Origin of the sequence: Sphingomonas pseudosanguinis (assembly GCF_014196255.1) — a bacterium.
Taxonomy (GTDB): Bacteria; Pseudomonadota; Alphaproteobacteria; order Sphingomonadales; family Sphingomonadaceae; genus Sphingomonas; species Sphingomonas pseudosanguinis.
This window is the reverse complement of sequence record NZ_JACIDH010000008.1, coordinates 103,202-124,633: the sequence shown is the minus strand read 5'-3', so window position 1 is coordinate 124,633 and position 21,432 is coordinate 103,202. Positions and strand designations below refer to the sequence as shown.

General features: G+C 66.4%; 19 protein-coding genes and 1 tRNA gene. 13 read left to right on the top strand and 7 right to left on the bottom strand.

The annotated features are described in order from the left end of the window. Positions 1-21: 21 nt before the first annotated feature. The 4 genes from GGR48_RS10630 to GGR48_RS10615 form a co-directional block, all read right to left on the bottom strand. Positions 22-582: a PAS domain-containing protein gene (locus tag GGR48_RS10630; RefSeq protein ID WP_183951881.1), complete on the bottom strand. Its 561-nt coding sequence runs from the start codon at positions 580-582 to the stop codon at positions 22-24. Positions 583-708: 126 nt separating this feature from the next. Continuing rightward, positions 709-2,601, bottom strand: a complete 1,893-nt coding sequence (locus GGR48_RS10625; protein ID WP_240456015.1) for a M61 family metallopeptidase — start codon at positions 2,599-2,601, stop codon at positions 709-711. A 159-nt stretch (positions 2,602-2,760) separates the two neighbouring features. After that, a tRNA-Cys gene (locus GGR48_RS10620) sits at positions 2,761-2,834 on the bottom strand. A 125-nt stretch (positions 2,835-2,959) separates the two neighbouring features. After that, positions 2,960-3,166, bottom strand: coding sequence for a hypothetical protein (locus GGR48_RS10615; RefSeq protein ID WP_183951880.1), 207 nt, complete (start codon positions 3,164-3,166; stop codon positions 2,960-2,962). A 225-nt stretch (positions 3,167-3,391) separates the two neighbouring features. Here GGR48_RS10615 and GGR48_RS10610 point away from each other — a divergent pair, with 225 nt between their 5' ends. From GGR48_RS10610 to GGR48_RS10590, 5 genes are all read left to right on the top strand, one after another. Further along, on the top strand, positions 3,392-4,060 hold the full coding sequence (locus GGR48_RS10610; RefSeq protein ID WP_183951879.1) for a protein-L-isoaspartate O-methyltransferase family protein: 669 nt from the start codon (positions 3,392-3,394) through the stop codon (positions 4,058-4,060). Continuing rightward, on the top strand, positions 4,060-5,586 hold the full coding sequence (locus GGR48_RS10605) for a TolC family outer membrane protein (protein WP_420854057.1): 1,527 nt from the start codon (positions 4,060-4,062) through the stop codon (positions 5,584-5,586). The genes GGR48_RS10610 and GGR48_RS10605 overlap by 1 nt, the downstream gene beginning before the upstream one ends. A 53-nt stretch (positions 5,587-5,639) precedes the next feature. Beyond that, entirely contained in the window at positions 5,640-6,200 is a 561-nt protein-coding gene (locus tag GGR48_RS10600) for a DUF2497 domain-containing protein (protein ID WP_183951878.1), read from the top strand. A gap of 73 nt (positions 6,201-6,273) precedes the next feature. Next, on the top strand, positions 6,274-7,899 hold the full coding sequence (locus GGR48_RS10595; RefSeq protein ID WP_183951877.1) for a histidine kinase famiy protein: 1,626 nt from the start codon (positions 6,274-6,276) through the stop codon (positions 7,897-7,899). Positions 7,900-8,120: 221 nt separating this feature from the next. After that, on the top strand, positions 8,121-10,793 hold the full coding sequence (locus GGR48_RS10590) for a valine--tRNA ligase (RefSeq protein WP_183951876.1): 2,673 nt from the start codon (positions 8,121-8,123) through the stop codon (positions 10,791-10,793). A gap of 134 nt (positions 10,794-10,927) precedes the next feature. On the opposite strand, the gene GGR48_RS10585 is transcribed toward GGR48_RS10590, so the two are convergent. Further along, on the bottom strand, positions 10,928-12,703 hold the full coding sequence (locus tag GGR48_RS10585; protein WP_183951875.1) for a cation:proton antiporter domain-containing protein: 1,776 nt from the start codon (positions 12,701-12,703) through the stop codon (positions 10,928-10,930). A gap of 154 nt (positions 12,704-12,857) precedes the next feature. Here GGR48_RS10585 and GGR48_RS10580 point away from each other — a divergent pair, with 154 nt between their 5' ends. Beyond that, positions 12,858-13,265, top strand: coding sequence for a c-type cytochrome (locus GGR48_RS10580; RefSeq protein WP_420854058.1), 408 nt, complete (start codon positions 12,858-12,860; stop codon positions 13,263-13,265). A gap of 280 nt (positions 13,266-13,545) precedes the next feature. Here the strand turns inward: GGR48_RS10580 and GGR48_RS10575 are convergent, their stop codons facing one another. Beyond that, positions 13,546-14,766, bottom strand: coding sequence for an NADP-dependent isocitrate dehydrogenase (locus GGR48_RS10575; RefSeq protein ID WP_058717884.1), 1,221 nt, complete (start codon positions 14,764-14,766; stop codon positions 13,546-13,548). Between the two features lie 153 nt (positions 14,767-14,919). Here GGR48_RS10575 and GGR48_RS10570 point away from each other — a divergent pair, with 153 nt between their 5' ends. Both GGR48_RS10570 and pssA read left to right on the top strand, forming a co-directional pair. Beyond that, complete coding sequence (locus GGR48_RS10570; RefSeq protein ID WP_183951873.1) at positions 14,920-15,642, top strand: phosphatidylserine decarboxylase; 723 nt, start codon at positions 14,920-14,922, stop codon at positions 15,640-15,642. Positions 15,643-15,645: 3 nt separating this feature from the next. Then, a complete protein-coding gene (pssA, locus tag GGR48_RS10565) occupies positions 15,646-16,458 on the top strand; it encodes a CDP-diacylglycerol--serine O-phosphatidyltransferase (protein ID WP_183951872.1) in 813 nt (270 codons plus the stop codon). Here pssA and GGR48_RS10560 read toward each other — a convergent pair. Next, a complete protein-coding gene (locus GGR48_RS10560; RefSeq protein ID WP_240456016.1) occupies positions 16,394-16,633 on the bottom strand; it encodes a hypothetical protein in 240 nt (79 codons plus the stop codon). The genes pssA and GGR48_RS10560 overlap by 65 nt on opposite strands. Before the next feature lie 368 nt (positions 16,634-17,001). Between GGR48_RS10560 and rpsB the strand changes: the two genes are divergently transcribed. The 5 genes from rpsB (at position 17,002) to GGR48_RS10535 (ending at position 21,401) form a co-directional block, all read left to right on the top strand. Beyond that, positions 17,002-17,811 carry a 30S ribosomal protein S2 gene (gene rpsB, locus GGR48_RS10555; protein ID WP_183951871.1) on the top strand — a complete coding sequence of 270 codons (810 nt, stop codon included), beginning with the start codon at positions 17,002-17,004 and terminating at the stop codon, positions 17,809-17,811. A 159-nt stretch (positions 17,812-17,970) separates the two neighbouring features. Continuing rightward, positions 17,971-18,906 (top strand): translation elongation factor Ts, encoded by a 936-nt coding sequence (tsf, locus tag GGR48_RS10550; protein WP_183951870.1) that lies wholly within the window; start codon positions 17,971-17,973, stop codon positions 18,904-18,906. Positions 18,907-19,356: 450 nt separating this feature from the next. Continuing rightward, positions 19,357-20,082 (top strand): UMP kinase, encoded by a 726-nt coding sequence (gene pyrH / locus GGR48_RS10545; protein WP_183951869.1) that lies wholly within the window; start codon positions 19,357-19,359, stop codon positions 20,080-20,082. A gap of 3 nt (positions 20,083-20,085) precedes the next feature. Next, positions 20,086-20,643, top strand: a complete 558-nt coding sequence (frr, locus tag GGR48_RS10540) for a ribosome recycling factor (protein WP_183951868.1) — start codon at positions 20,086-20,088, stop codon at positions 20,641-20,643. Positions 20,644-20,684: 41 nt separating this feature from the next. Further along, positions 20,685-21,401 carry an isoprenyl transferase gene (locus GGR48_RS10535; protein WP_183951909.1) on the top strand — a complete coding sequence of 239 codons (717 nt, stop codon included), beginning with the start codon at positions 20,685-20,687 and terminating at the stop codon, positions 21,399-21,401. The last annotated feature ends 31 nt before the right edge of the window (positions 21,402-21,432 follow it).

Genomic DNA, 21,432 nt, shown 5'->3' with positions numbered 1-21,432 from the left:
TGTGCGACAGCGACGTCGCGATCACGGAAAAGCGGCTCTGTCGAGGTCGGACAGCGTCAGCTTGGCCTGGGCGATGGTTGCGGCCGTGTTGGCGATCGCGGTCAGCGATCCCTCCAGCACCATGCCGCTCTCCGCCAGGATCGGGGTCAGCTTGCCCAGCGTCCGGCCCAGTTCGGCGTCATAGGCGGACAGCCGGTCGGGCTGCGAGCGGCTGACGTCGAATTGCGAGGCGAAGATATAGGGCATGTCGCCCCCCAGCTGCCGCAGCTTCGACATGTAGAGCAGGTTGACGAAGGGGGAGCCATCCTTGCGGAAGTTGATCAGCGTGGTGCGGACGGTCAGCTGGCGATCATTGGCCAGGAACTCGCGGATACGGTCGCGCGCCTCTTCATTTTCGGCGTCGCGTTGCAGCATCCGGCAATTATGCCCGATCATATCCTCGCTGGTATAGCCGGTCAGCTCACGAAAGCCGTGATTGATGAAGATCAGCGGGTTGTCGTCACGCGCGTCGGCCAGCGCCAAGGCGATCGGCGACTTGTCCAGATACGCGGCCAGATGGGCCGGAATAGCATGATCGTCCACGAAAAACTGGCTCCTCGACGCGCATTCGCATGGCTCCCCCTGCGCCGCAAGTGCGGACCGAGCCGTCTGCCCCCAAATGTCTCACCTATATCAACACGTAAAGGGGTCGTGACGTTCCCGTGCCGATTAGGAAGATGAGGGAGCGGCCGGCACCTTGCTGCCCAGCCAGCCGTCGCGGAAGCGGCGCTGCGCAGCGGTCAGGGATTGACCCAGCGTCTCGTCGGCGACGATCTCCATGGTCGGATCGGCGCTCAGGGTCAGCTCGGCCTGGCGCTCGCCCGCGCGGTTGCGCCACGTGATCGGCAGCCGGTCGCCCGGCGCGTGGCGGGCGAGCGTCGCGGCCCAGCCCTCCGAAGAGGTCACGGGCTGGCCATCCAGGCTGAGGATCACGTCATCCTTGTCGAGACCGGCCGCATAGAGCGCGGTTCCCGGACGGCTCGGCGCGGCCAGCGTCAGGACGCCGTCCTTCGCGGTCGGAGCCGCACCAGCCCAGGCAGCGTCGGGATGCGCCGGGCGCAAGGTGAACCCCGCCTGCGCCAGCAGCGGCGCGAAGTCGGGCAGTCCGCTCGCCGTCACGCTGCGCGCGAAGAAGGCGTCGGCGAAGCGCTGGTCGCCGGTCAGCTTGGCCAGGCTCTGCCGCAGATCGTCGGGGCGATAGGCGCGCTCGGGCTGGCCGTAATCGCGCCAGAGCTGGCGCATATAGCTATCGAGCGTCAGCGTGGGGAAACGCTGACGCAGCTCCAGGTCGAGCGCCAGCGCGATGATCGCGCCATAAGGGTAATAGGATACGTAGATATTGGGATTTGTCGGATCGATCGACTGCGCCGCGTCGACGAAGGGCGCGCGCAGGCTCATCTCCTGCGGCGTGCCATAGGCCCGCGCGGGGGTGTTGAGCAGGTTGTTCAGCGTCCCCGACAATTGCCGGATATAGTCGTCGCGCGACATCTCACCGGCCCGAACCACCGATAGCGGCCCGTAATATTGGGTGAAGCCCTCGGCCAGCCAGAGCGACGGCGTCGCATTGGCGCGGGTGAAGTCGAACGGCTCCAGTTCGGCGGGACGGATACGCTCGACATTCCAGGCGTGGAAGAACTCGTGCGCCAGCGTCTGGATCTGCTGGAACTGCGCATCGGCGAGCGACTTGGGCATGCTGATCACGGTCGAATTGCGATGCTCCATCCCGTCGCCGCTGATCTGGGGGATATAGTCGGCCAGGAAGGTGTAGGTGCCATGGTCGAACGGCGGCGGCGCGCCGAACACCGCGATCTCCTGCGCGACGACCTTCTGCGCCATCGCGGCGAAGCGATCGAGATCGGCCGAACTGCCGTCATGATGCGCCGCCAGCCGGATGGTGTAGCGCTTGGCCCCGTCCGCGACGGTCCAGCTGCGCACGTCATGTGCCGACAGCTCGACGGGGCTGTCCATGAAATATTGCAGGTCGCGGGCGGTGAAGACGTTCGGATCGCTCGTCGGCGCCAGCTGCGTCGCGATCTTCCAGCCGGGCAGGGGGTGGAAGCTGACCTGCACCGGCCGCTGATCCTCTCCGACCGCCCAGAGGAAAGTGGCCGGCGTGTTCAGATGCGCGTGCGTCGGATCGATCTGCGCATAGGTGCCGTCGCCGCGATCGCCGAACAGCGTGTAGCGGATGGTGACCGTACCGTCATGGCGCTCCACGCCCCAGCCATAGGGATCGCGGCGCGTCACCGCGATCGGCCGCCCCGCGCCGTCGGTGGCCGAAACCGAATAGACGTTCTTGGCGAACTCGTGGAGCGCGTAGCGTCCGGGGGAAGAGCGCGCCATCTGGAAGCGCACCGGCCCGGCCGGCAACCCGCGATAGGTGACGCTGACCTGCGCCTCGTGATGGTCGGGGCGGGGGAAGGCGATGTCATATTCGACGGGTGCCGCCTGAGCCTGCATTTGCGGTGCCTGCGACGGGGGCGCCTGCATCTGCGGCGCGGCCGTCGTCTGGCTCCATGCGATAGCCGGGCTGGTGCTCGACAGAGCCACAACCGCCGTCATCATCACGCCGCGCATCCGCATCCGCATCCCTCTCAATCGCCATCGAAGCGCTGGGCTTACGCCGTGGAAAGGGGTGGGGTCCATCGCTTTTCAGAAAGTCGCAAGACCTTGTTGGCCTTGCCGTGAAGATCAGATTTCCGGCGATCCGCTCTGGAAATCTGGAGGCGCGACCGGGAATCGAACCCGGGTGCAAGGATTTGCAGTCCTCTGCGTCACCACTCCGCCATCGCGCCTCGATGCGTGGGAGGCGGGCATGTGTGCGGTTTTTTGCGCGGCGTCAACAGGGGAGGCCGTGGTCGGCCCAAAAAATTGCCCCGATCCGATTTCGGCGAGCCGGCGGAGCCCGGTACTGGCAGACTTACTTCACCGCCGTTTCCGCCACGGCAACGGCCGCCGCCTTGCCGCGCCGCCGTTCGAGTTCCTGCGCTTCGGACACGCCGCGCCCGAACGTCGCGGCGGCGGGTTGCGCGTTCAGCTTCTGCTCCAGATAGCCGGCGGTGATCGATCCGCCCAGGACGGCGGCACCGATGATGCCGACGCCGAGAAAGCCTGTGCTGCGTTTCATGGGGCTCCTCCAGGATGGGCCAAGCGGCGGGGTGCTTCGGAATGTCGGTGAAACGGGGCGCTGCGCGATTGGCTCCTGCCGTTACATTTTGTCGCAAAACCGATCCCGTCCGGAGGCGTCAGGCGCCATCCCTCCGCTTGGCGGAACCGAGCGGGCGCGATAGAAGCGGCGGGAACCAAATTAGTGTATTGCACAACTAAAACGGCTGTGCGACAGGGATGGGCCATGATGACGACCAGCAACGAATCCTCCAATTTCGACGCGATGCGCCATGCGATGGTGGCGAGCCAGCTGCGCACCACCGCCGTCAGCGACCAGCGCGTCGTGGCGCAGATGGCGCGTGTCCCGCGTGAGGCGTTCGTGCCCGAGGCGCTGCGCGAGGTCGCCTATCGCGACGGCACGATCGACCTGGGGCAGGGGCGCGCGGTCAACCTGCCGATGGCGACCGGCCGTCTGCTGACCGAGGCCTATCTGGAGGCGAATGACCGCGTGCTGCTGATCGGCGCCGGCACCGGCTATACTGCCGCGCTGCTCGCCGGGATCGTCGCCGAGGTCGTGGCGGTTGAGGACAATGCCGATCTGCTCGCCGCCGCTCGCACCGCGCTGGCGGGTGAGGCCAAGGTCAAGCTGGTCGACGCGCCCTTGACCGCCGGCAACCCGGGCGATGCGCCCTATGACGTGCTGGTGATCGACGGCGCGGTCGAGGAAATCCCCGCTGCTCTGATCGAGCAGGTCCGCATCGACGGCCGGATCGTCACCGGGCTGGTCGACAAGGGTGTGACCCGTCTCGCCAGCGGTCGCCGGACCGAAGGCGGCCACGGCGTGCGTCCCTTTGCCGACGCCGAATGCGCCATCCTGCCGGGCTTCGCCCGCCCACGCGCGTTCCAGTTCTGATGCCGATGCGTCCGTCCCTGACCTCTGGCGTCCTGATCGGTTCGGCGCTGCTGCTGGCCGGGTCCGCTTCGGCGGAAACGCTGCGCGAGGCCATGGTGCGGGCGTATCAGACGAACCCGACGATCACCGGTCAGCGCGCCGCCCAGCGCGCGACCGACGAGAATGTGCCGATCGCACGGTCCAACGGCCTGCCCTCGCTCCAGTCGCAGGGGCAGTTCACCGACAATATCGTCGTTGCGAACAACAATTTCCTCAATCCGGAACGGGTCGCGACCGGTGCGCTGCAATTGTCGGTGCCGCTCTATCAGGGCGGCGCGGTCAAGAACGCGGTGCGCGCGGCCGAGACGCGGGTCGATGCGGGGCGGGCGCAGCTGCGCGGGGTCGAGGCCAATTTGTTCACCAATGTGGTGGCGGCCTATATGAACGTCATCCGCGACGAGGCGATCGTCAACCTCAACACCCGCAACGTCAACGTGCTGGAGACGAACCTGCGCGCGTCGAGCGACCGGTTCCAGGTCGGCGATCTGACCCGTACCGACGTGGCGCAGTCGCAGGCGCGTCTGGCGCAGGCGCGCGCGCAGCTTCAGTCGGCGCAGGCCAATCTGATCTCCAGCCGCGAGAATTACATCAACATCGTCGGCATCGCGCCGGTCGGGCTGGAGCAGCCGCCCGCCTTGCCCGCGCTGCCGGCTTCACCCAATGCGGCGGTCGCGGTGGCGCTGGACCAGAATCCGCAGCTGATCGCGGCACGGCGCAACGCCGATGCCACCCGCTATGACATCAACGTCGCGCGCGCCAACCGGCTGCCACGGGTCGCGGCCGTGTCGAGCGGCAATTATTTCAACTATCTCGGCTCGATCAATCCGCCGCCCAGCGCAGGCAATGTGCCGACCTCCGGCGTCAACGCGACCGTTGGTGCGCAGTTGACCATGCCGCTGTTCCAGGGCGGCCGCCCGGCGGCGCAGGTCCGTCAGGCCGAGGCGCTGCGTGGTCAGGCGCTGGAGAACGCCACCGCCACCGAGCGGCAGGTGGTGGCGCAGGTCCGCTCCGCCTATGCCGTCTGGCAATCCTCGCAGGAGGTGATCGCCTCGGCCGAATCGGCGGTGCGCGCCAACTCACTGTCGCTGGAGGGCGTGCGTGCCGAAAACAGCGTCGGCACCCGCACCGTGCTCGACATCCTCAACGCCGAGCAGGAATTACTGAATAGCCAGGTGACGCTGGTGACCGCGCGGCGCGACGCCTATGTCGCGGGCTTCGCGCTGATTGCGGCGATGGGCAATGCCGAGGCGCGCGACCTGGGACTGGACGGCGGGTCGCTCTACGATCCGGTCACCAACTACAAGCGCGTGCGCAACCGCATCAGCGACTGGGACGGCGACGGCGAGCCAGCGCCGGTCGCCAGCACCACCGCCGGCACCCCGGCGCAGACGGCGGCGATCACCCGTCCGCTCGACGCGGATGTGAACGCCCCTGTTGACAGAAGCCCCGCATTAACCACAGGTGCATCGGCACCGAGCCGGCAATAACGCCGGCCACAAGGGCTATGGGGGCCTGGGGGGCTTCAATGGGGATTGCGGTCATGGGTGAGATCAGCGCCGAACCGTCGATGGAGGAAATCCTTTCCTCGATCAAAAGGATCATCGCCGAAGAGGGCGAGGTGCCGGCGCGTCAGCGTCGCCAGCCGCGCCCGGTGCCGTCGCCGGTCGCCGATGACGATGGCCCCGAGATCCTCGAACTCAGTGATCCCATGCCCCTGCGCATGAAGGTGGAGGCCGCCGCCGCGCGTGCCGCCGAATCGGTCATGCGCGCCCCGCCCGAGCCGGCGCCGGCCGCCCCCGAACCGGTGGCTCCGGCACCCGCACCGGCACCGGTCGCGGCGACCCCGGTCGAACCCCTCCACGCCCCGGACCAGGAAGAGGCGATCGTCTCGCCGCGCGCCGCCGAGGCGAGCCGTGGCGCTTTGGAGTCCCTGAGCCGCATGATGGTCAAGCCCGAACCCACCAGCGACGGCACCCTGGAAGGACTCGTCCGCGACATGCTGCGCCCGATGTTGCGCGAATGGCTGGACGCGAACCTGCCCGAGATGGTCGAGGCGATGGTCGCCAAGGAAATCGCCCGGATCACCCGCGAAGGGCGCTGATGCCGACCGCGACGAATCCGTCCACTATGGTGCCGGTGGGGGAACCGGCGTCACTTGGCCGGGTTCGTTCGGTATGAGTGCAACCGACAGGCCCGCTGACACGGAAAAGGCGACCCGGTCGCCGGTATCCTCGCCGCCTATCGCCGATGCGCGCCAGCCGCATTCGGGCCAGTCGGACATCTTCTTCGCCGCCGTGAAGACGACGCGGATGCCGATGATCGTCACCGATCCCCGGCAACCCGACAACCCGATCGTCTTTTGCAACGAAGCCTTCAGCTTCATGACCGGCTATTCCGAGGAAGAAATCCTCGGCACCAATTGCCGTTTTCTGCAAGGGCCGGAAACCGATCGCGACGTGGTGGCGCAGGTGCGCGCGGCAGTCGAGCGGCGTGACGAGATCGCGGTCGAGCTGCTGAACTATCGCAAGAACGGCTCGACCTTCTGGAACGCGCTGTTCGTCTCGCCGGTCTATGACGATGCGGGCGAACTGGTCTATTTCTTCAGCAGCCAACTCGACATCTCGCGCCGCCGCGAGGCCGAGGATGCGCTGCACGAGGCGCAGAAGATGGAAGCGGTCGGCAAGCTGACCGGCGGCATCGCGCACGACTTCAACAATCTGCTTCAGGTCATCATCGGCTATTCCGACATATTGGAAGCGCGGATCGATGCCGGGGACCGCAGCGGGCGTCGCGCAGTCGAGGCGATCGGCGCGGCCGCCGCACGCGGCGCGACGCTGACCCAGCAGCTGCTCGCCTTCGCGCGCAAGCAGGAATTGCGCGACCGTCTGCTCAACTTCAACCAGCTGATCGAGGATTTCCGCCCCATCCTCAACCGCACGGCCGGCGAGGGGATCATCCTGCGCCAGCGGCTGGAGGAAAATCTCTGGAATTGCCGGATCGACCCGGTCCAGGCCGAAATGGCGCTGCTCAACATCGTCACCAATGCGCGCGAGGCGATCGCGCGACAGGGGACGGGCGGCGCGATCAGCATTTCGACCCGCAATATGATCCAGTCCGCCGACCAGCCCGAAGGCCCGGCCAATCTGGAGCCGGGCGAATATGTCGTCGTCCGGATCGCCGATGACGGCCCCGGCATCGATCCCACGATCGCCGACAAGGTGTTCGACCCGTTCTTCACCACCAAGGAGATGGGGAAGGGTGCCGGGCTGGGTCTGGCGATGGTCTATGGCTTCATGCGCCAGTCGGGCGGCCTGGCGACGGTCGAGCCCGATGCCGAAGGCGGCGCGGCGCTGTCGCTCCACTTCCCGCGAGCGGCGGGCGTGACCGAACGCCGGCCCAGCGCGGTCCAGCCGGCGCGAAAGGGCGGTGCCGAGCGCGTCCTGATGGTCGAGGATCAGGAGGATGTCGGCGATCTTGGCCGGTCGATGCTCGAGGATCTGGGCTATGACGTCGTCCTCACCCGCAGCGCGCGCGAGGCGCTCGACCATTTGGCGCAGGACAGCGATTTCCAGCTGCTCTTCACCGACATCCTGATGCCCGGCGGCATGAACGGCGTGGCGCTGGCGCAGGTGGTGCGGCGCGATTATCCGCGCCTGGCGGTGCTGCTGACCACCGGTTTCGCCGACGAGGCGATCGACGAGGGCGCGCGCTCCTATGAGCTGATCCGCAAGCCCTATCGCCGGAGCGAATTGAACGAGCGCATTCGCGCCGTGCTCGACCGGCCGGGCGCGCGTACCTAGCGTCGTTCCTCCTGCAATGATTCCTCCCCTGTAAGGGGAGGTGGCAGGCCGCAGGCCTGACGGAGGGGCGTCACCCTATCGAGAGGGGGACACCCCTCCACCATGCTTCGCATGGTCCCCCTCCCCTTGCAGGGGAGGAATGGAAGGGATGGGAGCGGCTCGATATGACCCGCACCGGATAGCATCTGGCGTCCCAGCGTCAGGGTCATTAAGGCAGCGGCATGACTGAGCTGCCCAAGACGTTCGACCCCGCCGCAATCGAAGCCCGCTGGTATGGCCATTGGGAGGAAAAGAGCCTGTTCCGCCCCGATCGCCCGAATGCCGAGCCGTGGACGATCGTCAACCCGCCGCCCAATGTCACCGGCAACCTGCATATCGGCCATGCGCTCGACAACACGTTGCAGGACATTCTCGTCCGCCATGCCCGTCTGAAGGGTAAGGACGCTTTGTGGGTCGTCGGCACCGACCATGCGGGCATCGCGACCCAGATGGTCGTCGAGCGCCAGATGAACGCGCGCGGCGAAAAGCGCACCGACTTCAGCCGCGACCAGTTCCTGGAAAAGGTCTGGACGTGGAAGGCGGAGAGCGGCGGCCAGATCACCGGCCAGCTGCGCCGTCTGGGCTGCTCGATGGACTGGGCCAATGAGCGCTTCACCATGGACGAGGGCTTCAGCAAGGCGGTGCTGAAGGTCTTTGTCGACCTGTACCGTCAGGGCCTCCTTTACCGCGACAAGCGGCTGGTCAACTGGGACGCCGGGCTGGGCACCGCGATCAGCGACCTGGAAGTCGAGACGCGCGAAGTGAAGGGCAGCTTCTGGCGCCTGCGCTACCCTCTGGCCGATGGATCGGGCTTTATCGAGGTCGCGACGACGCGGCCCGAGACGATGCTCGCCGACATGGCGGTCGCGGTCCACCCGGACGACGCGCGCTACACCGCGCTGATCGGCAAGCAGGTTCGCCTGCCGATCACCGGCCGCCTGATCCCGATCGTCGCCGACGAACATGCTGATCCCGAGCTGGGATCGGGCGCGGTCAAGATTACGCCCGGCCACGACTTCAACGACTTCGAGGTCGGCCGCCGCGCCGGGATCGAGGCGCGCGACATGCTCAACATGCTCGATGGCAAGGCGCATATCTGCCAGACGTCGGACGGGCTGATCCCCGACGCATTCCTGGGCCTGTCGACCGCCGACGCGCGCAAGGCCGTGGTCGCACGGTTGAAGGACGAGGGCGTCCTGATCCCCCATATCGACAAGGACGGCGAGGAGCATGACGCCGAGCCGCGCACGATCCAGACGCCGTACGGCGACCGCTCCGGCGTCGTGATCGAGCCGTGGCTGACCGACCAATGGTATGTCGACGCCAAGACGCTGGCCCAGCCTGCCATCCAGGCGGTGCGCGGCGGCGACATCAAGATCGTGCCGCAGGCGTGGGAAAAGACCTTCTTCAACTGGATGGAGAATATCCAGCCCTGGTGCGTCAGCCGCCAACTTTGGTGGGGGCACCAGATCCCGGCGTGGTTCGCCGAGGACGGCCGCGTGTTCGTCGCCGAGAGCGAGGAAGAGGCGCAGGCGGAAGCAGGCGAAGGCGTCGCCCTGACCCGCGACCCGGACGTGCTGGATACGTGGTTCTCTTCCGCGCTCTGGCCCTTCGCGACGCTCGGCTGGCCCGATAATGGCGGCAAGACGCTGGCGGGGCGCTACCCGAACGACGTGCTCATCTCCGGCTTCGACATCCTGTTCTTCTGGGATGCGCGGATGATGATGCAGGGCCTGCACTTCATGGAAGATGTGCCCTTCAAGACATTGTATCTCCACGGTCTTGTTCGCGCCGCCGACGGATCGAAAATGTCGAAGTCGAAGGGCAACACGGTCGATCCGCTGGGCCTGATCGATCAATATGGCGCCGATGCGCTGCGCTTCTTCATGGCGGCGATGGAAAGCCAGGGCCGCGACATCAAGATGGATGAACGCCGGGTCGAGGGCTATCGCAACTTCGCGACCAAGCTGTGGAACGCGGCGCGTTTCGCCCAGGCGAACGGCATCGGGGCTTCGGCCACGCTGGAGGCTCCGAACGCCAGCCTCGCGGTCAACAAGTGGATCATTGCCGAGACGGTGAAGACCGTGCAGGCGGTCGACCTCGCGCTCGCCGATTACCGCTTCGACGGCGCGGCGAACGCGATCTATCAGTTCGTCTGGAGCCGCTTCTGCGACTGGTATCTCGAACTCATCAAGCCGGTCCTGCAAGGCGGTGAAGAGGGCGGCGAGGAAACCCGCGCCGTGGCGGGCTGGGTGCTCGACCAGATCTTGGTCCTGCTCCACCCGTTCATGCCCTTCATCACCGAAGAGCTGTGGCACGCCATGGGTGCGCGCCATCACGACCTGATCGTGGCCCAGTGGCCGATGGCCGACGCGCGTGCACTCGATCCGGAAGCGGAGCGCGAGATCGACTGGTTGATCCGTCTGGTCAGCGAAATCCGCGCCGCGCGCACCGAACTCAACGTACCGCCGGGCGCGCGTCTGCCCATGCACGTCCGTGATGCGAATGAGGGCACCACGGCGCGGCTGATCCGTCAGGCGTCGGCCTTGGCCCGCTTGGCGCGGGTCGAGGCGGCCGAGGGTGAGGCGACCGGCGGCGCGGCGCAGGTGGTGGTGGACGAGGCGACCTTCGTCCTGCCGCTGGAGGGCGTCATCGACCTCGACGCCGAGCGCCAGCGCCTGACCAAGGCGATTGCGGCGGTGGAGAAGGAACGCGATGCGCTGGGCGGCCGGCTGAGCAATGCGAGCTTCGTCGAACGCGCCAAGCCCGAAGCGGTGGAAAAGGCGAAGGCCGACCACGCCGACAAGATGGCCGAAGCAGCCCGCCTGCACGCGGCGCTGGGCCGCCTCGGCTAACCCTCAAATCCTCCCCATCGTCAGATGGGGAGGGGGACCATCGCGAAGCGATGGTGGAGGGGCAGGGGGCTTACCCCTCCACCACGCCCTACGGCCGCGGTCCCCCTCCCCAAGCGAGCTTGGGGAGGATCGGGTTAGCCCTGTTCCCCCAGCCGTCTTAGCCGCCGGATACGCGGCTCGCGCTGGAGCTGCGCCTCGCGCCGGATGACTTGGCGCAGTTCGTCGCGCTTCTCGTGGATCGAGGCGATCACCGGCCCCATTGCGACGCCCAGATCGACCAGCACCGCCTCGGAGAGTTGCAGCGAGCTTTCCAGCGTCTCGGGCACCGCCTCGCTGACCCCCGCGCGGTACAGCTCGGTCGCATGCGCCATGTCGCGGGCGCGCGCGATGATCGGCAGGTCGGGCGCAGCCTCGCGGATACGCCGCGCCAGCCGCACGGTCAGCACCGGATCGTCCATCGTCAGGATCAGCGCGCGGGCGGCGGGCAGGTTCAGCCGGTCGACCAGCTCGGCGCGCGCGACATCGCCGAACAGTACCGGATAGCCGGCGCGCCGCGCTTCGCCGACCGAATCGATGTCGGCCTCGACCGCGACATAGGGCTGGCCGTGTACGGTCAGCATGTCGGCGATCATCTTACCGACGCGACCAAAGCCGATGATGACGGTCCGGCCCGCATCATCCTCCAGTTCGGGTGTCGCGGGTTCGGTGCTGCGCGCCTCGATCCGGCGCGAGATCACCCGGCCGGCCTTTGCGAGCAGCGGCGTGATGGTCAGCCCGATCGCGGTCACCGTCTGCCAGAAGGCGGCGGTCGAGGGCAGGATCAACTGCGCCTGCGCCGCCGTGCCCAGCACGATCAGCGTGGTTTCGGACGGACTGCCCATCAACAGCCCCGTCTCCGCCGCGACGCCGCGCCGGGCATGCGCCACGCGCAGTAGCAGATAGGTGACGATCGCCTTGACCGCGACCACGCCCACCACCGCGAGCAGCAGCATGTCCCAGTTCTTGGCGATCAGCCGCAGGTCGAGGCTCATGCCCACCGTGATCAGGAACACGCCGAGCGCGAGGCCCTTGAACGGCGCGGTCATCACCTCGACTTCCGAATGATATTCGGTTTCGGCGATCAGCAGGCCGGCGAGCAGCGCGCCAACGATCGGCGACAGCCCGGCGGCAGTCGTAGCGACGCTGGCGACGATGACGACGAGCAGCGAGGCGGCGAGGAACAGCTCCGGGCTCTTGGTCCGCGCGGCCTGGGCGAACAGGCGGGGCAGCACGAATTTGCCGCCGAGATACATGGCGACGACGGTCAGCCCGCCGCGAAGCGCGACACCGGCGATACCGACCCAGCCCTCGTCGCTCGCGGTCGGTGCCATCGCGCCCAGCGCGAAGATGATCGGGACGAGTGCCAGATCCTCGAACAGCAGCATCGCGAACGCGCCGCGCCCCACTGGGCTGGTCGTGCCGACCAGCGGCAACACCAATGCCGTCGACGACAGGGTCAGCGCCAGTCCCAAACCGATCGCCCCGGCCCAGCCCTGGCCCATCAGATGCAACGCCGTGCCGATCAGCACCGCCGAGCCGAGCAGCTCCGCCGCACCGGTGCCGAACACCAGCCGACGCATCGCCCATAGCCTGCGAAAGGACAGCTCCAACCCTATGGAAAACAGCAATAAGATTATGCCGAACTCGGCGAATGGCTCGATCGATTCCGGGTTGGATATGGTCAGATAATAGAGCCACGGCGCATGGGGCACGAGCGAACCCAGCCCGGCCGGGCCGACCAGAAGCCCGACCAGGATGAAGCCGATCACCGGGCTGACGCGGAACCGGGCGAAGGCGGGGATGACGATCCCCGCCGAGCCGAGGATGACGAGCGCGTCGGAGAAGCCTTGATTGTCGAGCCGTAATGCCATGCCGACAGACTAACCCGGCTTTGCCACGCTTGTCAGGTCGTTAATCCCGCGAAACGGTCATGGGGCAATCGGTCCACTGCCGTGTGGCCGATGGTGGCGCTAGGGCGCGGCGATGACCCGCCCGTTCCGTATTGCTTCTGCGCCCGTTCTTTCGATGCTCCTGCTGGCCGGGTGCGGTGACGGCGACCGGGCAGCCCGGTTGAAGGCGGCGGGGCCGAACCCGTCGCTCGACGCGCTGATGCGCGTGGCCGATGCCGATGCCGGGGCGCGGACCTTCGGCCAATGTCTCGCCTGTCACACCATCGGCAAGGGCGAGCTGGATCGCGCCGGGCCGAATCTGCACGGGATCATGGGCAAGCCGGTGGCGGGCGGTAGCGATCGCTTCGGCTATACGGGGGCTTTGAAGACGGTCGGCGGGGTCTGGAATCGTCCGACGATGGACCGCTGGCTGACCTCGCCGCAACGCTTCGCGCCGGGCACGAGGATGACCTTTGCCGGCCTGTCCGACCCGCTCGCGCGGGCGGATGTGATCGCTTATCTGGAGCGCGAGGGGCGGGAATAAAGCTTTGCTTGAGCGGAGAGGGCGGGGCGCGCGCTTCGACTTCGCTCAGCGTGAACGGCTTTGGGGGGCAGGGGCCGCCCTAATCCCAACATCAACCCCCCAACGTCCGTTCAGCCTGAGCGACGTCGAAGGCTACGCCGGAACCTCTTCAATGTCCGTTTTGCAGAGGGCCTCCCTTGGCCTTCGACTTCGCTCAGGCTGAACGGAGGTGGGGCGGGGGCATAAAAAAGAGCCCGGAGACAATGCCTCCGAGCCCCTTCTTCACAACCTCTCGACAGAATTACTGCCAGTTGGCCATTTCCGTTTCAAGGTTGACGCGGATCGCCTCGAAGAACTGCTCGGTGGTCATCCAGGGCTGATCCGGGCCGATCAGGATCGCGAGATCCTTGGTCATCTGGCCGTTCTCGACGGTCTGGACGCAGACCTTTTCCAGCGTCTCGGCAAAGCGGACGACGTCCGGCGTGTTGTCGAACTTGCCGCGATACTTCAGGCCGCCGGTCCAGGCGAAGATCGACGCGATCGGGTTGGTCGAGGTCGCCTTGCCCTGCTGGTGCTGGCGATAGTGACGGGTGACGGTGCCGTGCGCCGCTTCCGCCTCGATCGTCTTGCCGTCCGGGGTCATCAGGACCGAGGTCATCAGGCCCAGCGAGCCGAAGCCCTGCGCCACCGTGTCCGACTGCACGTCACCGTCATAGTTCTTGCACGCCCAGACGAATTCGCCGTGCCACTTCAGTGCCGAGGCGACCATGTCGTCGATCAGCCGGTGCTGATATTCGATGCCCGCCGCCTTGAACTGCTCGGCGAACTCGGCGTCGAAGACTTCCTGGAAGATATCCTTGAAGCGGCCGTCATAGGCCTTCAGGATAGTGTTCTTGGTCGACAGATAGACCGGCCAGCCGCGGTTCAGGCCGTAGTTCATCGAGGCACGCGCGAAGTCGCGGATCGATTCGTCGAGATTGTACATGCCCATGGCGACGCCGGCGGCGGGGAAGTTGAACACCTCCTCCTCGATCGACTCGCCATTCTCGCCTTCCCACTTCAGGGTCAGCTTGCCCTTGCCGGGAACCTTGAAATCGGTCGCCTTATACTGGTCGCCGAATGCGTGACGGCCGACGACGATCGGGTGGGTCCAGCCCGGAACCAGGCGGGGAACGTTCTTGATGACGATCGGCTCGCGGAACACCACGCCGCCCAGGATGTTGCGGATCGTGCCGTTGGGCGACTTCCACATCTTCTTCAGGCCGAATTCCTCGACGCGCTGCTCGTCGGGGGTGATGGTCGCGCACTTGATCGCGACGCCGTACTTCTGGGTCGCATGCGCGCTGTCGATCGTCACCTGGTCGGCGGTCGCGTCGCGGTTCTGAACCGAGAGGTCGAAATAGGCCAACTCGATGTCGAGATACGGCTTGATCAGGCGTTCGCGAATCCATTCCCAGATGATCCGGGTCATTTCGTCGCCGTCGATCTCCACGACGGGGGTGTTTACCTTGATCTTCGCCATATGCGCATCCTTCAGATTAGGCGGGTTTTGCACGCGTCTAGGGGAGGGGGCGCGGCGGATCAACCACCCCTTGGGCGGTGCCGGATGATGGTGAAAGGGCCGGGGCGAACCGAAAAGATTGTGCGATGGCCGGTGGACAGGTAGACAGGCCCGATGCCTTCGCTTGAAAAGCCCCCCGTCGCGACCACCACCGTCAAGTGGCGCTTCCCCGCCGTCCATCCCGAAGGGCGCAAATATGTGCTGATCGGGGCGGGCCTGACCCTGATCGCCACGCTGATCACCAAGATCCTGTTCTGGCCGTTCGTCGGTCTGTGCATCTGGATCGCGGCGTTCTTTCGCGATCCGGTTCGCACCACGCCGCAGGGCGACGACCTGATCGTCGCGCCCGCCGATGGCCTGGTCACGATGATCCAGCGCGTGCCGATCCCGCGCGAGCTGGTCGGCGAGCTGGGCGAGGCGCCTTTGGTCCGCGTGTCGATCTTCATGTCGGTGTTCGACGTGCATATCAACCGCACGCCGGTGGCGGGTGTCATCCGCCAGGTCGTCTATATTTCGGGCAAATTCCTGAACGCCGATCTCGACAAGGCGTCGGACGAGAATGAGCGCCAGCATTTCGTGGTCGAAGGCCGTGACGGCCGCAAGATCGGTTTCACCCAGATCGCGGGTTTGGTCGCGCGTCGCATCGTCGGCTTCGTGAAGCCCGGGGACATGGTCGCCGCCGGTCAGCGCGTCGGCCTGATCCGTTTCGGCAGCCGCGTCGACGTCTATCTGCCCGATGACGTTACCCCGCAGGTCTGCCTGGGCCAGCGTTCGGTCGCGGGCGAGACGGTGCTGGGCCGCGTCGGCGGCAAGCCGATGACCGGCATCGCGCAGTAACCCATGGCCATTTCCCCCCGTTTCGCCCGTCGCGGTCCGCCGCGTGGCCTGCCGCTCCGGGCGATCGCCCCCAATGCGGTCACCGCGCTCGCGCTGTGCTCCGGTCTGACGGGCGTGAAGTTCGCGATCGCCCAGTCCTGGGAGGCGGCGGTCACCATGATCATGGTGGCGGCGGTGCTCGACGGACTGGATGGACGGATCGCCCGACTGCTGCGCGGGGAAAGCCGGTTCGGTGCGGAGCTGGACTCGCTGTCCGATGCCATTTCCTTCGGCGTCGCGCCCGCGCTGATCCTCTATCTCTGGTCGCTCTGGACGCTGCCGCGCATCGGTTGGATCGCGGCGCTGCTGCTCGCCGTATTCTGCGCGCTTCGTCTCGCGCGCTTCAACTCGCAGCTCGATGTCGTCGATCAGCCGCGCAAGACGGCGGGCTATTTCACCGGCATCCCTGCGCCCGCAGGGGCCGGCCTGTCGATGCTGCCGCTCTATCTCTGGTTCTGGACCGGCGAGCCGCTCTTCGCATCGCCGCTGCTGGTCGCCCCTTGGGTCACGCTGATCGCGCTGTTGATGGTATCGAGTGTCGCGACCTTCTCATGGACCTCGTTCCGGCTACGCCGCAATGTGCGCTTCGAGGTACTGGCGATCATCGTTCTAGTGGGAGCGGCGCTGCTGTCGGCCCCCTGGCATGCCCTGACCGCAATCTGCCTCGCTTATCTGGGCAGTATCCCGTTCAGCATGATCGCCTATGCCCGGGTCAGGCGGCAGCGCGGCGGCGCGACGCCATCGCGGGGACCGGCGAGCCCGCCGCCCAGCGCCTGACCGCGATCCGCCGCTCGGCCACAACCAGTGTGGCCAGCGGCGTGAAGGCGGGTTCGGTGTGGCCCGTGGCGAGGTGAAGGATACGCCGCCACTGGGGCGCGATCATCATCGCGATGGTGGCGATGGCGGCGACCAAGGCGCCCGTGAAAACCAGAACACTCACCACGATCATCATGATGTCTGCCTCCTGCCTTACCATGGGGTCCGGCATATTAACCGAACCGTAACCATTGGAAATTTTGATCAGTTCCGTTGTCATAATCGCGACAACAGGACGAACCGTGCCAAATCAACGACGTTGCGTTCGCGATTAACCGCAATCAAGCCGTGTTCCCTCTTGCGGTCATCTTATGTTCCACCACTGTTCCCGAGTCAACGGCGTTTGGAACAAAAGTGAACAGCGGAACGCGCTTGCCATGGCGTATCCCGTTCGCTAAGGGCGCGCTCCTCAACACCGCATGGGAAGCATCATATTTCGGTGCGCATGGGCTTTGCCCGCCGCGTCATCCGCTTCCCAGAGGCATAACCGGAAGGAATTAGATTATGGCGGCACCCGTCGTCACCATGCAGCAGCTGGTCGAGACCGGCGCGCACTTCGGCCACCAGACCCACCGCTGGAACCCGAAGATGAAGCCCTACATCTTTGGCGACCGCAACGGCGTCCACATCCTCGACCTGTCGCAGACCGTGCCGCTCTTCGCGCGCGCTCTGGAGTTCATCAGCTCGACCGTCGCTGGCGGTGGCAAGGTCCTGTTCGTCGGCACCAAGCGCCAGGCGCAGGAGCCGGTCGCCGAGGCCGCTCGCCGCGCTGGCCAGCACTTCGTCAACCACCGCTGGCTGGGCGGCATGCTCACCAACTGGAAGACGATCTCGAACTCGATCAAGCGCCTCAAGACCCTTGAAGAGCAGCTGTCGGGCGACACGCACGGCCTGACCAAGAAGGAAGTGCTGAACCTGACCCGCGAGCGCGACAAGCTCGAGCTGTCGCTGGGCGGCATCCGCGACATGGGCGGCATCCCGGACGTGATGTTCGTGATCGACGCCAACAAGGAAGAGCTGGCGATCAAGGAAGCCAACACGCTGGGTATTCCCGTCGTTGCGATCCTCGATTCGAACGTCTCGCCCGACGGCATCGCCTTCCCGGTTCCGGCGAATGACGACGCCAGCCGCGCGATCCGTCTGTACTGCGAAGCCGTTGCCATCGCCGCGACCCGTGGCGGTCACGAGCAGCAGCGCCGTGGCGGTGCGGACTTCGGCGCAATGGCCGAGCCGCCCGTCGAGGACGCGCTGACCGTTGCCCCGACCGAAACCGCCGAGCAGGCGGTCGAGGCCGAGCGCCAGATCGACGCATAATCGCGTGACAAAGCCCCGCGGTGCGGGCGGGGCGATCATCGACCGGATGGGGCAACTCGCCGGTCGGTGACATCGGCTTGACATGCAAGCCGTGCTAAGGGCCGCCTCCGATGGGGCGGCCCTACCCGCATCCCCCTTTTCAGACAGAGGATTGAGACAATGGCCGATATCACCGCAGCGATGGTCAAGGACCTGCGCGAAAAGAGCGGCGCGGGCATGATGGACTGCAAGAAGGCGCTGGCCGAGGCGAATGGCGACATGGACGCCGCGCTGGACTGGCTGCGCACGAAGGGCCTGGCGGCCGCGCAGAAGAAGTCGAGCCGTACCGCCGCCGAGGGTCTGGTCGGCGTCGCCACCAACGGCACCGTCGGTGCTGCCGTCGAAGTGAACTCGGAAACCGACTTCGTCGCCAAGAACGACCAGTTCCAGGCGTTCGTGAAGGACGTGACCGCGATCGCGCTGAAGACCAGCGACGACATCGAGGCGCTGAAGAACGAAGCGATGCCGCAGGGCGGCACCGTCGCCGAAGTGCTGACCAACAATGTCGCGACGATCGGTGAGAACCAGTCGCTGCGTCGCGCCAAGCGCCTCGAAGTGTCGAAGGGCGCGGTCGTGTCCTACGTCCACAACCAGCAGGCGCCGGGCCTGGGCAAGATCGGCGTGCTGGTCGCGCTGGAGTCGGAAGCCGCTGACGAGGTGCTGCAGTCGCTGGGCCGTCAGCTGGCGATGCACATCGCCGCTGCTTTCCCGAAGGCGCTGAACGAGGAAGACCTGGACGAGGCCGAGATCGAGCGTGAGCGCGCGATCGCGACCGAAAAGGCCGCCGAATCGGGCAAGCCCGCCGACATCATCGCCAAGATGGTCGAAGGCGGCATCGCCAAGTACCGCAAGGAGCACGCGCTGGTCAGCCAGCTGTTCGTGATCGACGGCAAGACCAAGATCAGCGACGTCGTGGCGAAGGCAGGCAAGGACGCCGGTGCCGAGATCAAGCTGGTGGACTATGTCCGCTTCCAGCTGGGCGAGGGCATCGAGAAGGAAGCGTCGGACTTCGCGGCCGAAGTGGCGGCGGCTTCGGGCGTTCCGCAGAAGGCGTAATCCTTCGCGCCGTCCCTTGATGGGACGGTGACGGTTCAAGGGGAGCGGCTGCCGCAAGGTGGCCGCTCTCTTTGCGTTTGGGGGCTTCTTCAAATCCTCCCTGAGCTACGCTCGGGGAGGGGGACCATCGCGTTAGCGATGGTGGAGGGGCCATGACAGGCGGGTCATGCCCCTCCACCACGCCCTGCGGGCGCGGTCCCCCTCCCCAAGCGAGCTTGGGGAGGAATGGAATTTCCAACCTCCGTTCGCCCTGAGCGAAGTCGAAGGGCACGCGATGAACGGAGTCGCATGGGCTTCGACTTCGCTCAGCCTGAACGGGGATGGGGTCATGGGCCGGGGGCGCTTGCACGCGTCCCACGAAAATCCCCGCAACCCGCCGCTCCACGGTTGCCCGCCGCCCTGACGCCGCCTAAGGTCCGCGCCACTTTCATGACCAAGATCCGAGAAACGATGACCACCCCGCCCTTTAAACGCATCCTCCTCAAATTGTCGGGCGAGGTCCTGATGGGCGAGGGGGGCTTGGCCATCTCGCCGGAGATCACCGCGCGTGTCGCGCAGGAGATCGCCGATGTGCGGGCCAAGGGCTATGAACTGTGCGTCGTCGTCGGTGGCGGCAACATCTTCCGCGGTCTGTCGGCAGCGGCCAAGGGTATCGAGCGGGCGACCGCCGATTATATGGGCATGCTGGCGACCGTGATGAACGCGCTGGCGGTGCAGAACGCGCTGGAGCAGATCGGCGTCGATACCCGCGTGCAGTCCGCCATCCCGATGGCGAGCGTGTGCGAACCCTTCATCCGTCGCCGCGCCGAGCGACATCTGGAAAAGGGCCGCGTGGTGATCTTCGCCGCCGGTGTCGGCTCGCCCTTCTTCACCACCGATAGCGGCGCCGCGCTGCGCGCCGCCGAGATGAAGTGCGACGCTTTGTTCAAGGGCACCAGCGTCGACGGCGTCTATGATGCGGACCCGAAGAAGGTGCCGACCGCGACCCGTTATGAAACGGTCAGCTATTCCAAGGTCCTGTCCGATGACCTGAAGGTCATGGACGCCTCGGCCATCGCGCTGTGCCGCGACAACAATATCCCGATCGTCGTCTTCAACATCCGCCAGCACGGCAATTTCGGTGCCGTGCTCGCCGGCGAAGGCGTGTCGACGATCGTCCAGAACCAAGGAGCGTAAACCATGGCCGCTTATGACAAGTCCGATCTCGAACGCCGCATGCAGGGCGCGGTGGAGTCGCTGAAGCACGACCTGAACGGCCTGCGCACCGGCCGCGCCTCGACCGCGCTGCTCGATCCGGTGACGGTCGAGGTCTATGGCAGCCACATGCCGTTGAACCAGGTCGCGACCGTTTCCGCCCCCGAGCCGCGCATGCTGTCGGTGCAGGTCTGGGACCGCTCGAACGTGTCGTCGGTCGAGAAGGCGATCCGCTCGGCGGGTCTGGGCCTCAACCCGATCAATGACGGCCAGACGCTGCGCCTGCCGATCCCCGACCTGACCGAGGAGCGCCGCAAGGAGCTCGCCAAGCTGGCCGGCAAGTACGCCGAGGGCGCGCGCATCGCGGTGCGCAACGTGCGTCGCGACGGCATGGACAGCCTGAAGGTCGACGAGAAGAAGGGTGTTTTCGGCGAGGACGAGCGCAAGCGTCACGAGACCGAAGTCCAGAAGCTGACCGACGCCACCATCGCCGAGCTGGATGCGGCGGCGGCGGCCAAGGAAAAGGAAATCCTGGGCAAGTGAGTCCTCCGGCCGCCTCGGCCCAGACGGCTCTGGGGTCGCTGGTGGCCGTGCCCGATACGGGTGCGGTCCCGCGTCACGTCGCGATCATCATGGACGGTAATGGCCGCTGGGCCAAACGCCGTCTGCTGCCCCGCTTCGCCGGCCACAAGGCCGGTGTCGACGCCGTGCGCCGGATCGCGCGTGCGGCGCGGGCGATGGGGATCGAGGCGCTGACGCTCTACGCCTTCTCGTCGGAGAATTGGCGGCGGCCCGAGACCGAGATCAGCGACCTGATGGGTCTGCTGCGCATCTTTCTGCGCAAGGATCTGGCCGAGCTGGTGTCGGACAATGTCCGGTTGCGGGTGATCGGCGATTATCGTCGCTTCCCCGCCGATCTGGTCGCGATGATCGACGATGCGGTCGCGCGCACGGCGGCCAATAGCGGCCCGATCCTGGCCATCGCGCTGAATTACGGTGCGCAGGCCGAGCTGGTCGAGGCCGCCCGGCGGCTGGCCGGCAAGGTCGCGGCCGGCGAAATGGCGGCCGACGCGATCACACCGGAGGCAATCGAAGGCGAATTGCAGACCAACGGCCTGCCGCCGCTCGATCTGGTGATCCGCACCTCGGGCGAGCAGCGCCTGTCCAACTTCCTGCTGTGGCAGGCGGCCTATGCCGAGCTGTTGTTCGTCGACACGCTCTGGCCCGATTTCGACGAAACCGCGCTGGCCGATGCGGTGGCCGAGTTCGGCCGACGTCACAGGCGTTTCGGCGGCCTGTGACCGATCCCGAATCCCCCAAGACCGGAGCGCA

Coding starts and splice junctions, on each gene's coding strand:
- GGR48_RS10625 (WP_240456015.1), bottom strand. CDS start 2,601: ATGACGGCGGTTGTGGCTCTGTCGAGCACCAGCCCGGCTATCGCATGG.
- GGR48_RS10615 (WP_183951880.1), bottom strand. CDS start 3,166: ATGAAACGCAGCACAGGCTTTCTCGGCGTCGGCATCATCGGTGCCGCC.
- GGR48_RS10610 (WP_183951879.1), top strand. CDS start 3,392: ATGATGACGACCAGCAACGAATCCTCCAATTTCGACGCGATGCGCCAT.
- GGR48_RS10605 (WP_420854057.1), top strand. CDS start 4,060: ATGCCGATGCGTCCGTCCCTGACCTCTGGCGTCCTGATCGGTTCGGCG.
- GGR48_RS10600 (WP_183951878.1), top strand. CDS start 5,640: ATGGGTGAGATCAGCGCCGAACCGTCGATGGAGGAAATCCTTTCCTCG.
- GGR48_RS10595 (WP_183951877.1), top strand. CDS start 6,274: ATGAGTGCAACCGACAGGCCCGCTGACACGGAAAAGGCGACCCGGTCG.
- GGR48_RS10590 (WP_183951876.1), top strand. CDS start 8,121: ATGACTGAGCTGCCCAAGACGTTCGACCCCGCCGCAATCGAAGCCCGC.
- GGR48_RS10585 (WP_183951875.1), bottom strand. CDS start 12,703: ATGGCATTACGGCTCGACAATCAAGGCTTCTCCGACGCGCTCGTCATC.
- GGR48_RS10580 (WP_420854058.1), top strand. CDS start 12,858: ATGCTCCTGCTGGCCGGGTGCGGTGACGGCGACCGGGCAGCCCGGTTG.
- GGR48_RS10575 (WP_058717884.1), bottom strand. CDS start 14,766: ATGGCGAAGATCAAGGTAAACACCCCCGTCGTGGAGATCGACGGCGAC.
- GGR48_RS10570 (WP_183951873.1), top strand. CDS start 14,920: ATGCCTTCGCTTGAAAAGCCCCCCGTCGCGACCACCACCGTCAAGTGG.
- pssA (WP_183951872.1), top strand. CDS start 15,646: ATGGCCATTTCCCCCCGTTTCGCCCGTCGCGGTCCGCCGCGTGGCCTG.
- GGR48_RS10560 (WP_240456016.1), bottom strand. CDS start 16,633: ATGATGATCGTGGTGAGTGTTCTGGTTTTCACGGGCGCCTTGGTCGCC.
- rpsB (WP_183951871.1), top strand. CDS start 17,002: ATGGCGGCACCCGTCGTCACCATGCAGCAGCTGGTCGAGACCGGCGCG.
- tsf (WP_183951870.1), top strand. CDS start 17,971: ATGGCCGATATCACCGCAGCGATGGTCAAGGACCTGCGCGAAAAGAGC.
- pyrH (WP_183951869.1), top strand. CDS start 19,357: ATGACCACCCCGCCCTTTAAACGCATCCTCCTCAAATTGTCGGGCGAG.
- frr (WP_183951868.1), top strand. CDS start 20,086: ATGGCCGCTTATGACAAGTCCGATCTCGAACGCCGCATGCAGGGCGCG.